Raw genomic sequence first — 15,442 nt, 5'->3', positions numbered from 1 at the left:
AAATGATGTAATTTTGCGCTGTAACATGTCTATTCTATGCAAAACATTGCATTGTAGATATTTAACAACAATTTTGTATATTAGAAATCTAACTAGAAAAAACATAGATATGAAATTCTTTCGATACCTTTTGTTTGCAAGTTTATTCCTTGTAATGTCTTGTAAAAAAACAAGTGTAGATGGTGCCAACAGAAAGGCATTTCAGGAAAGTATAAACGATATGACTTCCTCGTTGCCGACCTTACAGCAGATAAAATTCAATGAAGCTTTATATATTTTAAAAACATTCGGTGTTGATGTGGATGGCGATGTTGCAGAGATTGAGGCTTTAGGAAAATTGCTAAACGGCAAAAAGGTTCCCGAAATTATGAAAATGGCCGATGAAATCGCACAGAAGAATAACATTAGTTGGTCCAGTACAGCGCCACCATCATTAGGCACGATGAATATCTTTGGTGATGACAAAGTATCAGAAGTTGACCCAAATGATGTTGCTGCAAGCGCGCTTAATATTATTGTAAAACCCGCAATGTCGGATAGCATCCATGGTCCAAAAGCTTTTGTAGTAATCCCCCAGTTGGTTAACCAAAATGGCGAAAAAATTGAATTTACCGGAGCAGGACTTGAAACAACACTGGAAGTTTTCAGCAATGGCAACAAGCTACAAACTGCAAAAAACATGATGCAGGATAATAATTTCCGCGGATTTACTGTAAAATATTCGTCTTTACCAATTGCAAGTATTATCGATAACAAACTTGAAGTAAAAGTTAGCGTAAAAACAACAAAGAAAGTCTATCAAATGATAAAATCAGGAATTGATTTTAATCCGAGAGCGGTAGTAAAAGCGCCCGTTACTACGGAACCTACGGAGCCTATTGATCCAAGTTTGGTTGACCCTAATAATCCAGACGCAACAGCAACAAGTCCCGACAATTCATCGGGAACGACCACAACAGCCTCTACACCATCGACTCCAAAGGTAAGCAGTGACCCAAAATCTACGGTTTCAAAATTCTTGAGCAATCTTAATTCTCAAAATCTTAAAGCAGCTTACGAGAATGCAGAAAATCCAGCATGGGGAAGTTATGACAAATTCTCAAATCCAAATTCTGGCTTTGGCTCTGTGAAAAATATTAAAGTAAACTCCGTTTCGGCGCCCATTACCAAAGACAATATTTCAACAATTAATGCCAACTACGACGTAACGGACAAAGATGGCAACACAACATCACTTAATGTAACCTATGGACTTAAGTCAACAGCCAATGGTTGGAAAATCACAAGCTATAAAATAAATTCATCAAAAAAACAATAATTAAATGGCATCTGCTGAGCTTATTCAAAATTTAGAAAACACCATCGACAATATCCCTGACTTCCCGATAGAAGGTATTCAGTTTAAAGATATTTCACCCATTTTTCTTCAACCTCAATTATATGAAGAAGTTATCAAAGACTTTGTAGAATTCAGCAAAGGCAAAATAGATGTTGTATGTGGCATCGAGAGTCGCGGTTATCTTTTCGGCATTGCCATTGCGGTTGCGCTGGAAGTTCCGTTTATATTAATTCGTAAAAAAGGAAAACTTCCTCCTCCTTTCATTGGACAAATTTACGATTTGGAATATGGAACTTCAGAAATTGAAATGAAAACCGATCAACTAAAACCTGGTCAACGTGTACTAATCCATGATGATCTTTTAGCAACTGGAGGCACAACAGAAGCCGCCGCAAAACTTGTAGAAAAACAAGGCGCTATCCCAGCACAATTCAGTTTCTTAATAGAACTTGACGGTTTGAACGGAACCGAAAAGCTTAAAAAATTTAACGCAGAGATTTATTCAATTTTAAAATATTAATCTATAAAACGCAGTTTTTTTGCATATCACACAGAAAGCATTAAATTTGCATTTCGAATATTTACAAAATATGGCAGCAGACTTAAATAAAAAACAAATTCAGGAAGGAAAAGAAACCGTTGAATTTTTCAAAGACTTAGACCAAAAAGCTCTTAACGTGGAGCAAGGTTTAGAAAAATATTCAAAACCAATTGGTATCGCTTTTATCGTACTTATCCTAGCTGTTTTAGGATTTTTTGGATACAAACAATTTATCGTTGGTCCAAAAAACGAAGAAGCAACCAAAGCTTTTTTAACAGCACAAGCTAACCTTTCAAAAGGCGACAACGATTTAGCTTTAGGAGGCAAAAGCGCTGCTAACCCAGGTTTCATGGGAACTTATAACGAATATTCCGCAACGGACGCGGGTAAACTTGCAGCTTACAATGCAGGACTTATCGAATTCAAAAAGGGAAATTTCCAAAAAGCTTACGATATGCTAGATAAATTCAGCAGCGATAACAAAACGCTTATGGCGATGAAGTATGGCGCAATGGCTGATTGCTCTGCAAATCTTAACAGAAGCGATGATGCAATGAGCAATATGGACAAAGCAGTTTCTACCGCAAAAGATCCTTATACCATTTATTATTTTACAAAAAAAGCAGGTATGTTAGCACTTTCACTAAACAAAAAAGCAGAAGCTAAAAAATACTTTGCAACGATCGATGAGAAGTATCAAGATTACGACAACGGTCAGTCTGATGCTTATATTGAAATGACTAAATATTACTAAACATGGCAACAGTTAATCTTTCGGATTACAAGCCACTTAACTTATCAAATGCCGATACATATTCTATCGGCATTGTTGTTTCGGAGTGGAATGATTTTGTAACCTATAATATGCGCGATGCAGCTTTGGAAGTTCTAGCAAAAGAAGGACTTCGCAAAGAAAACATCAAAGTTTTTTATGTTCCTGGCGCATTCGAATTAAGTTTTGCAGCAATGCAAATGTGCAAATCCAACCGCTTTGCTGCGGTTATTGCCATTGGCTGTGTTATTCGTGGCGAAACACCACATTTCGACTACGTATGCTCTGCCGTTGCGCATGGCATCAAAGACTGCAATGTCCTTACCAAAACACCCGCTATCTTTTGTGTCCTAACAGACGACACAAAAGAGCAATCTATCGCTCGTAGTGGCGGCTCTTTGGGCAACAAAGGCCTTGAAGCAGCCGTAACAGCCATCAAAATGATACAATTCAACAACAAGGTTTAGAATAAGGAGCAAGACAATTAAACCTTCATTAGGACTACGGGGCCCGCTTTCCGCACTCGCTGTTGTAGCCCAAGCTTTTCCAAGTTTTACAACGAGCTCAAACAAATGTTGCAATCGGGGCTAAAAAGACAATTTTCAACATGCTTAGAATAATAAAAAATGTAGGTTTCCACCTGCATTTTTTTTGTATTTTTATCCGAAAAATATACGAAATATGAAATGGACTAAAGATAGAAGTGACATGGTTGACGACAGACGAGGCTCCGGGGGAGGCGGAGGACTCATAGTAGGTGGCGGCTTGGGGACGCTTATCATAGCGGCAATAGTTTTCTTTCTGGGAGGTGACCCTTCTGCAATTTTAGGAACTGCAGTCAACTCTAACCAACAGACAACAGAACAACGACAGCTTAACCCACAAGAGCTACAGGTCCGCGAATTTGTCGAAATGGTAACAGCCGAAACAGAGCAAACTTGGACTGAAATTTTCCAACAAAACGGTATGACTTATAGAAAACCACATGTAGTACTCTTCGAAGATGTTACAAGATCGGGCTGTGGAACTGCACAAGCAGCCATGGGGCCTTTCTATTGCCCTGCTGACGAAACCATATATATGGACATGAGCTTCTTTAAAGAGCTTCAACAAAGATTTGGTGCCCAAGTAACAGAATTCTCTATAGCCTATGTTATGGCACACGAAGTTGGTCACCATGTACAGACCTTATTAGGAACGACACAAAAAGTTGATCAATTGCGCCGAAGCGGTCGCTATTCGGAAACAGAAATAAATCGTGTTTCGGTTGCTACAGAGCTTCAAGCGGATTTTTATGCCGGCTTATGGGCACGCCAAACAGATAATCGCGAAAAAATTCTGGAACCTGGCGATATCGAATCCGCGATTAGCGCAGCCGAAGCTGTTGGCGATGATAACATCCAGAAAAGATCAAGCGGATATGTCAATCAAGAAGCTTTTACCCACGGCTCTTCTGCACAACGAAAGGAATGGTTTATGAAGGGTTATAATACGGGCGATATCCGTCAAGGAGATACTTTCAATGCTTTGCTAAAATAATGTTTTGTTTTTTTTAAATATACCTAGATTTGATTATAAATTAATAAAACTAGATTTATCCAGATATGTCATCACTTTTAAGTGAAATTTAATTTTTAAAAGTAGATTTTAGGAGGCTTTAAACCTCAATTTTTTAAAACTAGACCTTGAAAATTCAAAAAAAATTCAAAAATAGAATCTAAAAAAATCTCATTTTCATTAAAAACACTATAAATAAGGCATTGAGGCATCATTTTTTAGAAAAAAAATTGGGAACAATCAAACAAAATTCTATATTTGACACTCAAATTAAAATAATTTACAATGAAAGAACTTATTGAAAAGATCAATGCTGAAATCGAAGCTTTCAAAACTGATGCTAGCTTACAAGAAGAAAAAGGAAACAAAGCTGCTGGAGCAAGAGCAAGAAAATCAGCTTTAGAATTAACAAAATTATTCAAAGAATTCAGAAAAGTTTCTGTTGAAGAATCTAAAAAATAATTTTTTGAATCTTTCTAGTTATAAAGCCTTCATGTTTTTGAAGGCTTTTTTGTTGTTGAATTGTAACTATTTGTTAACTAAAAATGCATATTTGACATTACCATAATATGAATAATTTATTTATTAGCAATTATATTTATGTATCATTAATTCTAGGAATATTTAACAGCTACTTATAAAATTTTAAATTAAGCTATTGTATTTAGTTTTGAAGAAAATACATCAAAAAAGATGCTGTTTTAGATAAATATATGAAGGTGACAGAAGTATTCACTGATGAACAGATGGACAAAGCTTGGGGTTAGATTATTGTATATTGCGATACGCAATAATTAGTTACTAGTTATTTACAAATAGGAAATAAGATTTAGCATCATCACTGACAACTTGAGTTTATATTTATCAATTACAGTTTTAAGCGTAATTGCATTTATTATTTTGTTCAAAACATATATCCACATCACTGAAAATATTTCTTAGATGAGTTTACTTGGCTTTTGCAAAAAACAATCTTTAGTTCTTACTTCATTTTTAAATTTACAATTTTAAGCGTCTTTCTTTTATATGTAATCATTGCAATTTACAGTGTAATTTTTACACCTTATTGGTATTATGGAGTATTTATTTTATTGTCGATTTCGTATTTTTTATACAAAACAACCAAGTTCCGAAAAGAAGGTAAATTAAGTTTACGTGATGATTTTTTCTTTCAAAAATATAGCACAAAAGTAAGTTTCTATAATAACCAAACAGAAGAATACAGGAGAAAAAGCTTTGAACCCATCATTGACAAAATTAAAAAAACAGAATTGAACGGGATAACCGATACAGCCTACAAAAATTATTTATTCGAAAACTTTATACTCAAAATAGAACAACTTTTAACATTTGAATATTACGATAACAAATTATACAATTCAATTTCCGATCATTATACAGCAACTCTTTTCTATCGAAAATATCTTAAAAATGTGTAGAAATCATTAGTAGAATAGATAAGCAGACTGACAATCTTATTCATTTAAATAATGACTATCAGACTATTTCAGAAATTTTACTAAATATTAAAATGATAAGATTTGATGACAATCAAGGTTTGCATTATGACATTCCCCTTATTGATTGGGAAATTGATAAACATATAAATTTAGATAACGAAAATTTCAGCATTGAAAACAGCTTAGTGGTAATAAATCAATCTTTAGAGAATCTGAAGTTAGCATTTGAAAATAATAATTTAAACTACGCTCTTTCGGAACAAGCTGAAATACTTTATTCACTTAAAGAAAAGCTGAATAAGATAACAATAGAAAGCAAATATTTAGTTTATAAATTACCAGAAAATTATCTTGTAAAAAACGTTGGTGATATCGTAATTGATTTTTTCGCCAGAAAATCTACTTTGGAATTCTTGTCAAAAAATAAGTCAGATTTATTAAAATTTGTGGCAAAAAGATTCAAGAACAATTCTAATAAACAAAGTTCTGCACCAACTAAAGATTACAACGACCGTCAATTCTTCATTGAAAACAGAGAAGATTTTTACAAAGCTGTTTCCTATGCTGTCTCTAAATTTGCATTAGAAAAAAAGAAACTTGCGGAAATCATTTTTGAGGAGTTTCCTGATATAGGTATCCATTAAAAACAATTAAAAATAGATTGTAAAATAGAGATTCTATTTTCAAAAAACCAAACATAAAAACAACGTTATCAGCCATTTACATTTAAAATAAAGATTACAAAATATTTAAACAAATATTCCCAAACCTTTGTACTGACAATAAAGCAAACAACGTTTAACTAAAATTCTTTAAAATGTCAGTACAACTCTATTCACATTCCAAAGCAGATTTGGAAAAAGCGGTTGAAATTATTCTAAAAAAAGCAACCGATTTCACATTACCTGTCAAGAAAACGGAGGAACAGCCTGAAGACTTAATTTCTCAAATTGAAGCTACAATATTCCTCCACATTTCCATTCCTACCATCATTGATTGGAGAAAAAATAAGGATTTACCATTCTACAATTTCAGTGGAAGGTATTATTATTCCAAAAAGGAACTCTTGGACTACGGAAGAAATCGAAGAAAGTAAACATCAATAAAAATCCAATTACTTCTACTTTAACCTTCCGTAATTCTATGGAATAATACCACTATAAAAAATGAGTGAAAAAATCCCCTATCTAAGAGTTGGAACAACTTACTACAAAACCATTGAAAAACCATTGATATCAGGAGACAAGATTTCAATACTTGTTCGGTGGAATCCTGAAACAATCGTAAGTGATCACGGAAAAACGTATGTATCAACTGTGCCGAAATTTGATGGTTTCTGTTGCATCCCCTCCCATCTGCAATACCAGCAGATCATTGATGGATTCTACAATACCTATAATAAAATCCCTTACCAACCTATTGAAGAGAATTTGGCAATCGATTTCCTTCAAGAAAAAATTCTATTTTCCTTAAAATTTATGGAACATATTTTCGGAGAACAGTTGGAATTGGGACTTGATTATATAAAGATACTACTGCAATACCCAACACAGATACTCCCGATTCTTTGTCTGGTTAGCAAAGAAAGATCTACCGGAAAATCCACATTTATCAAATGGCTGAAATCCATCTTTGGACTGAATATGACTTACATCAAAGGAGACTCCTTTAGGAGCCAGTTTAATTCGGATTGGACATCAATGCTGATTGTTGCAATAGATGAAGTATTCTTTGACAAAAAAGAGATTACTGAACGCTTAAAATACCTTTCCACTACTGATAAGGACAAGAAGGAAGCTAAAGGGAAAGACCGTGAAGAGGTGGAATTCTTTGGAAAATTTATTCTCTGTTCCAATAATGAAGATAACTTCATTCAGATTGATGAAAATGAGATCCGATTCTTGATCATCAAAGTAAGATCAATCAAAAGCGAAAACACTGAGTTTTTGAATAACCTCATTTCCGAAATCCCTTACTTTTTTCGGTTTTTAATTGAAAGACCATTTTCAACGGCGAAGAAAACAAGAATGTGGTTTTCCGCCGATGAGATCAGAACCAAAGCCCTTCAAAAATTAGTTTGGAAGAACAACAATAAACTGGAATCCAAGATCATCGAGCTTTTATATGAGTTTTTTGAAAATACAGAAGACAGTAATATCTATTGCGTTCCGCAGGATATTTTCAATATGCTTGGCAAAATAATCAGTAAACAATATTGGACGATCAACGATGTCCGAAAACTATTGAAAGAAAGCTGGAAACTTGAACCTCAAAACAATTCATTAGCCTACATCAAATACGATATTGATTATAGTGGAAGCTTTTACCAACAGAATAAAACAGGGCGGTATTTTACGATAGAAAAGGATTTTATTCTTCAAAATTTGATGAAATGATGAATTAAGTTATAATGAAAAGAAAATCAATTAGTTATATCTCATCAAAAGCCTCATCAAATTTTAAATACTTGGTTTTGGATATTTGTTTTGGCAAAAAAGATATTTCAACCATAAAAAACGAATCAGAATCGCTTCGGATTTTCGAGGGCTTTTTAGATTTTCTTTCTTTTAAAAATGTAAAGAATTTTTTAGAAAAAGAACCTGTCGATTATCTCATTTTGAATTCCGCTTCGATGATTCACAACATTAAAAGTTCACTAGGAAATTATGAAAATATTGAGCTTTATTTTGACAATGACGAAGCTGGAAATCGTGCCGGTGAAATTATTAGAAATAAAAATCAAAGCGCAGAAGATTGTCGGGTTTTATATTCAGATTTTAAAGACTTAAATGACTGGATGATTCACAAAAATCCATTACCTGAAAGACAAGTCAAACAAAGGCGAAGGTGAGTAAAATAAATACAGGTAAAATATGGTGGTATGTTAGTGCAAAAAGTACCAAAGTTTTCAATAAGCGTAGCCGCTGATTGAAAAATTGGGATTTTTGATTTCCTATCGTCAGAAATGTTTTTAAATGCAATAAAATTTACACAATGGAAAAAGACTTTTTACAAGAATTCATACAGCAAGCCACCAAGGACAATGAAGAAAAAATTGCTCAGGAAAAAAGAAAAAAATATTTCTAGGAATTAGGCCACAAAGATGGTTTGAAAACCAAAGAAAATAAAAAACTTGACAAGGTAATTTCGGTACGAATGAGCAATTCCGAATATGAAGCTCTTATTCAAAAACAGAAAAAATATCAGTTAAAATTGTCTACTTACATTCGGAATATTCGGTTCGAAAAAGAACTCAAGATTAATGAATTTCAAACTGATGAGTTCTTACTTGAATATGGAACGTATTTCAAAAAAATCACCAAGCTTTTGCGAAATCGGGAATGGAATGTTTTTGAAAACAAGAAAGAAATTTTAGTAAGAGTTGAAAATCTGATCGAATTGATTCACCAGTATTTATATTCTAAAATTCAGAAAAATGAATAACTCGGCAACCACCAGAACCATCACAAAAATAGCTTTGGAATACAATGCGAACGACAAGGGGACAGCAGAAATGGTGGCTTCGAATTATCTCTAAGCGATACTTCTGAAGGTCAGTTTAAAGAAATGAAAACCGTAGCTGAAAGAAATACCAAAGTGAAGAAATGGGCATTGACTGGTTATATTTCTCAACCGGACGAGATCGGTAGAAAATTGAAGGATGAAGAATTCAAACAAATTGCGATAGAAGCTCTTACAAAAGTAGGTTTGACAAACAAAAATCAGTACCGATTGGATATTCACAACAGAACAAAACATAAGCACATTCATTTTATCGTGAACAGGATTAATATTTCGGGGAAATGTACGTTGAAAGCACACGATATCGGAAAGAGATTCGGTGAAGCTGTCAGAGACGTTTGCAAAGAGAAAGGATTATTAACCGATATTGAAATTGGAATTCAGAAAAAAGCTGAGATGCTGAAGAACTTATCAGAAGCTTAAAAAACCAGCAATAATTTTGATGAACTCATTTTCAAAATGAAAGAAAAAGGTTTTGAAGTTCAATTGTCTTCAAATAGCAAAGACGGGATTTCGGGAATGCGAATTGTGATGGAAAAAGACAAAAATTTTCAAACTGAAAGGATCTATAAAGCAGGTTACAAATTGTCAGAAATCTCCAATCAGATAAAAATTTCTGAAATAAAATCTCTATTTGAAATAAAAAAAACGGTTACTGAAGCACAAAAACACGCTAACAACTTAAAGGAATTTCGAGAACATCTAAAACAGAAAGGGGTTTCTATAAAGATTCAATATGACGGAGAATTTAAAGTTGGTCAAAAAAATAAAGTTCAAAATATATGGATAAATAAAGTTGATAGTATTGATCAAGAGAAAAACGGATTCTTTTTTCGGAAAAATGTCGGATTCTCTCTGTCGGCAATAGATTCTGATCTTGGTGATGCGGTTAAATCATTGAATCAAAATAATATAAATAATAAAGCTAGTAATCTTCTGAAATCAGAAACAAATGAAAGCTTAATAGAAATTGCAGGCGGATTATTAGGTGACCTCCTTAATTCAACCTATGTTTCTCATGACGAAGATGAACTCTGGAAAAAGAAGCGAAAAGTAAGACGATAATCAAAAATTTAAAAAAATAAATATGGAAAATATTGAACAAAATATCAAACTTCAGTTTGCCATCGAAGATCATACGACTCTTTTGAAAGATGTACAAATGAGTTTGCAAGATGAACAGTCTATCATTAATGAAACTGTAGTCTCTTTAAAATTAGAGCAAATCAAAAGAAATGAATTCATTGCCAGTATTCCCACTCACATAGAGACAGTTCTTTCAAAAGAAGCTAACGATTATTTGGAAGATTTTGGAAAGGATATAAAGTGAAAGAATGGCAAACCAAATTGTATCAACCATATTATTTTAGTTAAATTAAGTAAAATTAGATATGCAAACAAAATTTCCAACTATGTTAAGCTACATTTTTGTAAATTTTATTTGCATATCCAAGGCCTTACTCAGTACTTACATAAAGAAAGTAACACCAATTCTGAAAGTGTTTACCTTATTCGTAAAATTAGGCAACCATCCGATATTACCTTTGAGTTTATTTTGTATAATAATTTGATTAACATCTAATTCGCCTTGCCATGTTACACCCGAGTTAATAAACATTGCACTTGGATTAACAAATACAAAAGTTTTATCACTGAATTTCAAGCTTACATTAGACTGAATCTGCATCCCGCTTTTTCCACTCTCGGTAAGATACACATAACTTACGCCCGGAAACATAGAAACATGTTTAGAAAAACCCAAACCAGCAATTAAACCAGCTGACAAAGACCATGTTCCCCCACCCAAGCCGTGAGCAGACTTTCCTGTAGGCATATAGATGTCTACAAAGGGAGCCAAAGCAAACAAGGTTTTGCTGTTCATTCTCTGCACGTTAAAATATCTGACTCTGGTATCCGACAAGCCAAACTTTTTTGTTTCTGAATTATACAGAAAAGGAACCTCAGCAAGAATCAAATTATCTGGGTTAAGGGCATATTGGAAATTAAGTCGCGTTCCGTATGTACTGAACCCTTTGTAAGAGTTGAGTTCAGCCTGCACATTTACCTGCGTGTATAAGTTGGTAGGCTTGGATGGATCTATGTTTTCATTTGCATTATTTTGCTGAGAAAAAAGAGATGTTGCCGTGCCCAAGAAAAGTAATGAAAGTAATATTGATTTCATGAAAATTTATTTAAAATTGTTTTTAATATTTAGTTTTAACTTATCTAACATCCGCTGCAGCGTTTACCTTGATACATTTCCCATAATACTCAAGACTTTTCTTTGGAATACGCTCCAAGATCAAGCCGAAATGGTGACTCAGACCTAATGTCCATTCCCAATTATCTGTTGAAGACCAATACATCATGCCTTTGAGTTTTACTCCTTTCTTAACTGCTTCTTGAGCAGCTTTGATATACCCTTGGATATATTTGATACGTTGTGGATCATTCAAAATACCGTTTATCGGCTTATCCTCCTCGATTGCAAAACCAAACTCTGTTGCCAAGATATCTGGCTGACCATATTTTTTATCTATATCCAATAATATTTTGGTATATGTGTTAGGATCATAAGGAAATTCCTGAGTTTTTTCCAATTCTGATGGCGGTGCAATAGGAATTGTCCCAAGTATTGAATGTTTATCATTATCTGCTTTGACAAAGGTTCTCGAGTAGAAATTAACGCCAAAAAAATCTGGTTTTGAAGCTATAAAATTTAGGTCTCCGTCCTTTATATAAGGCTCTACAAATGGCTTTATTAAATCGGGATAACCTAATCCATAAGTTGGGTCAGCAAAGGACTGATTCCAAAGGACATCAACAAAATGAGCAGCATCAATATCTTCCTTTTTGCCGGACAAAGCTTCAAAAGGCATAATATTAAAAGCCGAAGCAATTTTCACGGCAGGTACATTCGACCTCACAGCTTCAAATATTTTTGCCTGTGATACATTAATGTGATGAATCGCAGCACCCATTGTTTTTTTTGAATGATACCCCGGCGCAAAAGTTCCTTTCCCATAACCGAATGCGGCAATAACGCTCGGCTCGTTAAAGGCCAGCCAGGTCTTTGCTCTACTTCCTACTAACCGTGACATAATATCAGCATAATCTTGCATTTTGTCGCTGACATCCCTTTTAAGAAAATCACCTGCCCATACTGGCATATCCCAATGAAACAAAGTTGGAACGGGCTCCAGACCGTGTTCCAGCATTGCATCTATTAACTTATCATAATATGACATAGCTTTTGCATTAGGACTTCCAGGTGTTTCTGGTTGCACTCTTGGCCAAGAGAAAGAAAAACGGAAAGCTTTTACTCCAGCATCTCTTAACATCTTGAATTCATCGAGATAACGTTTTTCAAATTCGGTGTTCCGCATATTGTTTGTTCCGTCGGCAGATCCGCCAACATTGTCCATAAATACATCCCAATTGCTACGACCGCGTCCCTCGCGACTTTCCGTTTGTGGTCCAGAAGCTGCTACACCCCACAAAAAATCTTTGGGAAAAACAGCATTTTTACCATCAAGATTTAAATTATAAAGTGTAGATAAAGGGTCATTGGGAACAATCAATCCTAATCCTGCAAGAGAACTTGCTTTCATGAAATCTCGCCTGTTAATTGTTTTTTTCATTATAATTTAATTTTAATTACTAATAATTAGGGTTTCAAATCTTCAAATTGTTTGTCTGCTGCAAAAGCATGTTGTACTTTTTCTACACTTAATTCCTTCGGAACAGAAAAATCTATAGTATGCTTGATATCCAAAGATGATGCACCTACAGAAATTTTGTAACGTCCTGCTTCTGCAATCCACTCTGATTTTGTTGGTACAAATGATGCTAAATCTTTAGGGGATAAAGTCATTGTGATGGTTTGAGATTCGCAAGGTTTCAAATTTTTCGTTTTAGCAAAAGCTTTTAGTTCAGATTTTGGTTTATCTATAGATTTGTTTGGCGCTGAAAGATATAATTGCACAACCTCTTTCCCAATTACTTTTCCCGTATTTTTAATATTGATGCTGATCGTTAAATTTTTATTAAAAACTTTAGAATTGATTTTAATATTTGAATAGGAGAAATCTGTATAAGATTTTCCGTAACCAAACTCATAAGAAGGTTTGACATTGAAAGTATTGAAGTAACGATAACCAACATAAATACCCTCCTCATACGTTACTTCTGATGGATTCTCTGATGGAACACCCGGGAAATTCTTTGCCGAAGGAGTGTCGGAATATTTCATAGGGAACGTCATTGTAAGTTTTCCCGAAGGATTGACTTGTCCTGAAACTACATCTACCACCGAATGTCCGCCTTCCTGCCCTGGTTCCCATGCTAATAATATAGCATCAACTTTATCTTTCCAAGAGGCCGTTTCTATAACTCCAGCAACATTTAAGATAACAATGACTTTTTTACCTTTTGCATGAAAAGCTTTGGAAATCTTATCCAACATTTCTAACTCATCTACCGCAAGATTGAAATCTTCATCAACAACCCTGTCACGCCCTTCTCCAGAATTTCGTCCTAAAGTCACAAAAGCGATTTCCGAAGTTTCTGCTTTTTTCGCAAGCAAATTATCGTTCAGAGGCATTTCAACCAGTCTTTTAGGAACAGGTAACTTTCCGCTAGCAAACTCTCTTGCTCTTCTATTATCCTCATCTGTAGATTCCTTTTTTGTAAAAGGTTGGTAGAGATTTACTAATTCTGCATCCAATTTGTAACCAGCGGAAGTAAGACCTTCCAAGAGAGAAACGGTATGTTTATTGTTCACACTTCCACTACCTGTTCCACCTGTGTTCCATATGTATGAAGTAACTCCAAAGAGTGAGATTTCTTTGTTTGTGACGGAAAAAGGCAATGCATTATTTTCATTTTTCAGCAAGACCATTCCTTCAGCGGCTGCGTTTCTTGTAACCTCTGCATTTTGATCAAGATTGGGTTTATTGCTGTATCTATATTGGGCAAAAGTGGGCGTTCCGAAAATGTACCTCAGCATTCTCTTGACGTTAGTATTTGCCACTTCTTGCGATAATGCTCCCGAATTTAATGCATCTACAAGTGCTTTTTTCTGAGTTGGAATTCCCGGCATTAAAAGATCGTTTCCTGCCTCCATTTGTTTCACAACATCGGATATGTGACCACTTTTAATAGATTCAAATCCTGGAAAACCTCCGAACCAATCTGTCATTACAATTCCTTTAAATCCCCACTCATTTCTAAGAATCTGAGTCAACAAATCTTTTCTAGTAGATGTATATTCGCCATTAAGTTTGTTGTATGATGTCATAATCGTCCAAGGGTTAGACTCTTTTACGGCAATTTCAAAACCTCTCAGATACAATTCTCTTAAAGCTCTTTCAGAAACGTGTGCGTTGATGGTAGAACGATTGGTTTCCTCGTTATTTGCAACAAAATGTTTGATGGATGTACCTACACCGTGAGATTGTATTCCGTTCACAATAGCAGCTGCCGTTTTGCCAGCAATCAAAGGATCTTCCGAATAATATTCGAAGTTTCTCCCGTTCAAGGGATTTCGATGAATGTTCATGCCAGGGGACAAGAGGACGTCTACACCATATTCTTTCACTTCATTACCCATTGATTTTCCAACTTGCTCCAACAGATCTTTGTTCCAAGTTGATGCTAATGATGTTCCCACGGGAAAAGCTGTTGCATAGTATGTATTCGGGTCGTTTTTTCTTGTAGATTCTATTCGTAAACCTGCGGGGCCGTCTGAGAGGACAGTTGCAGGAATACCAAATCTTTCCAAATCAGAAGTGCCTCCAGCGGCTCCTGGAACCAGCCCCTGTTTAGCCGGTCCTACTGAACCAACAAGAGCCTCAACACCAGGCATTCCTGTTCCTATTAAAAGATCTGCTTTTTCTTCGTTTGTCATCTGAGAGATGATTGCGTCTATTCTTTTATCTACCGGAAGCCGGGTATCTTCCCATATATCGAGCTTCCCATTTTTATTTAGATCTTTAAATGATTTTCCAGCAACTGTTATAGTGGGGATAGTGTTTTGAGCATTTGCAAAAGAAGACGCGGATAAAAGAGCGAGAAAAAGCCCTTTGGACTTTGTTTTTTTCGAAAATTGGATTAGTGAAGACATACTTTTTTTCATAATTTCATATTATAATAGTTTAATTAATAGCATCTTTTAGGAACAAAGAATGATAAGTCAATGAGAATAATTTCACCTGACTTTTTTTATTATTTTTTATTAGATTGTAAAAAGT

Annotated in this window: 17 protein-coding genes; 14 read left to right on the top strand and 3 right to left on the bottom strand. The window is 34.7% G+C overall.

Annotated elements, in window-relative coordinates:
• Positions 1-109 precede the first annotated feature (109 nt).
• The 14 genes from ACVFVN_RS02670 to ACVFVN_RS02605 all read left to right on the top strand — a co-directional run bounded on the left by ACVFVN_RS02670 (position 110) and on the right by ACVFVN_RS02605 (position 10,521).
• Positions 110-1,318, top strand: coding sequence for a hypothetical protein (locus tag ACVFVN_RS02670; RefSeq protein WP_456234066.1), 1,209 nt, complete (start codon positions 110-112; stop codon positions 1,316-1,318).
• A 4-nt stretch (positions 1,319-1,322) separates the two neighbouring features.
• Positions 1,323-1,859, top strand: a complete 537-nt coding sequence (locus ACVFVN_RS02665) for an adenine phosphoribosyltransferase (RefSeq protein ID WP_456234065.1) — start codon at positions 1,323-1,325, stop codon at positions 1,857-1,859.
• Positions 1,860-1,929: 70 nt separating this feature from the next.
• A complete protein-coding gene (locus tag ACVFVN_RS02660; protein WP_456234064.1) occupies positions 1,930-2,634 on the top strand; it encodes a tetratricopeptide repeat protein in 705 nt (234 codons plus the stop codon).
• A gap of 2 nt (positions 2,635-2,636) precedes the next feature.
• Positions 2,637-3,119 carry a 6,7-dimethyl-8-ribityllumazine synthase gene (ribH, locus tag ACVFVN_RS02655; protein WP_456234063.1) on the top strand — a complete coding sequence of 161 codons (483 nt, stop codon included), beginning with the start codon at positions 2,637-2,639 and terminating at the stop codon, positions 3,117-3,119.
• Between the two features lie 214 nt (positions 3,120-3,333).
• Entirely contained in the window at positions 3,334-4,191 is an 858-nt protein-coding gene (ypfJ, locus tag ACVFVN_RS02650) for a KPN_02809 family neutral zinc metallopeptidase (RefSeq protein WP_456234062.1), read from the top strand.
• Positions 4,192-4,494: 303 nt separating this feature from the next.
• The gene (locus tag ACVFVN_RS02645; RefSeq protein ID WP_079666618.1) at positions 4,495-4,671 is read left to right on the top strand and encodes a histone H1; all 177 of its coding nucleotides are present in this window, start codon (positions 4,495-4,497) and stop codon (positions 4,669-4,671) included.
• Positions 4,672-5,740: 1,069 nt separating this feature from the next.
• Positions 5,741-6,313, top strand: coding sequence for a hypothetical protein (locus ACVFVN_RS02640; RefSeq protein WP_456234061.1), 573 nt, complete (start codon positions 5,741-5,743; stop codon positions 6,311-6,313).
• A 173-nt stretch (positions 6,314-6,486) separates the two neighbouring features.
• The gene (locus ACVFVN_RS02635) at positions 6,487-6,765 is read left to right on the top strand and encodes a helix-turn-helix domain-containing protein (protein ID WP_456234060.1); all 279 of its coding nucleotides are present in this window, start codon (positions 6,487-6,489) and stop codon (positions 6,763-6,765) included.
• A gap of 70 nt (positions 6,766-6,835) precedes the next feature.
• The gene (locus ACVFVN_RS02630) at positions 6,836-8,065 is read left to right on the top strand and encodes a primase-helicase family protein (RefSeq protein ID WP_456234059.1); all 1,230 of its coding nucleotides are present in this window, start codon (positions 6,836-6,838) and stop codon (positions 8,063-8,065) included.
• A gap of 14 nt (positions 8,066-8,079) precedes the next feature.
• Positions 8,080-8,520 (top strand): toprim domain-containing protein, encoded by a 441-nt coding sequence (locus tag ACVFVN_RS02625; protein WP_456234058.1) that lies wholly within the window; start codon positions 8,080-8,082, stop codon positions 8,518-8,520.
• A 257-nt stretch (positions 8,521-8,777) separates the two neighbouring features.
• A complete protein-coding gene (locus tag ACVFVN_RS02620; protein ID WP_456234057.1) occupies positions 8,778-9,113 on the top strand; it encodes a plasmid mobilization protein in 336 nt (111 codons plus the stop codon).
• Positions 9,114-9,236: 123 nt separating this feature from the next.
• A complete protein-coding gene (locus tag ACVFVN_RS02615; RefSeq protein WP_456234056.1) occupies positions 9,237-9,614 on the top strand; it encodes a relaxase/mobilization nuclease domain-containing protein in 378 nt (125 codons plus the stop codon).
• Positions 9,615-9,650: 36 nt separating this feature from the next.
• Positions 9,651-10,256 (top strand): hypothetical protein, encoded by a 606-nt coding sequence (locus tag ACVFVN_RS02610; protein WP_456234055.1) that lies wholly within the window; start codon positions 9,651-9,653, stop codon positions 10,254-10,256.
• Between the two features lie 22 nt (positions 10,257-10,278).
• On the top strand, positions 10,279-10,521 hold the full coding sequence (locus ACVFVN_RS02605; RefSeq protein WP_456234054.1) for a hypothetical protein: 243 nt from the start codon (positions 10,279-10,281) through the stop codon (positions 10,519-10,521).
• Between the two features lie 138 nt (positions 10,522-10,659).
• On the opposite strand, the gene ACVFVN_RS02600 is transcribed toward ACVFVN_RS02605, so the two are convergent.
• From ACVFVN_RS02600 to ACVFVN_RS02590, 3 genes are read right to left on the bottom strand one after another with little or no spacing between them, the layout of a single operon-like run.
• On the bottom strand, positions 10,660-11,373 hold the full coding sequence (locus ACVFVN_RS02600; protein WP_456234053.1) for a hypothetical protein: 714 nt from the start codon (positions 11,371-11,373) through the stop codon (positions 10,660-10,662).
• A gap of 40 nt (positions 11,374-11,413) precedes the next feature.
• Positions 11,414-12,832 carry a glycoside hydrolase family 1 protein gene (locus ACVFVN_RS02595; RefSeq protein WP_456234052.1) on the bottom strand — a complete coding sequence of 473 codons (1,419 nt, stop codon included), beginning with the start codon at positions 12,830-12,832 and terminating at the stop codon, positions 11,414-11,416.
• 26 nt (positions 12,833-12,858) lie between these two features.
• The gene (locus ACVFVN_RS02590) at positions 12,859-15,315 is read right to left on the bottom strand and encodes a glycoside hydrolase family 3 N-terminal domain-containing protein (protein ID WP_456234051.1); all 2,457 of its coding nucleotides are present in this window, start codon (positions 15,313-15,315) and stop codon (positions 12,859-12,861) included.
• Positions 15,316-15,442: the final 127 nt, after the last annotated feature.

This window comes from Soonwooa purpurea, from assembly GCF_053891095.1.
The sequence above is the reverse complement of the archived record's forward strand: the minus strand, read 5'-3'. Positions and strand labels throughout refer to the sequence as shown.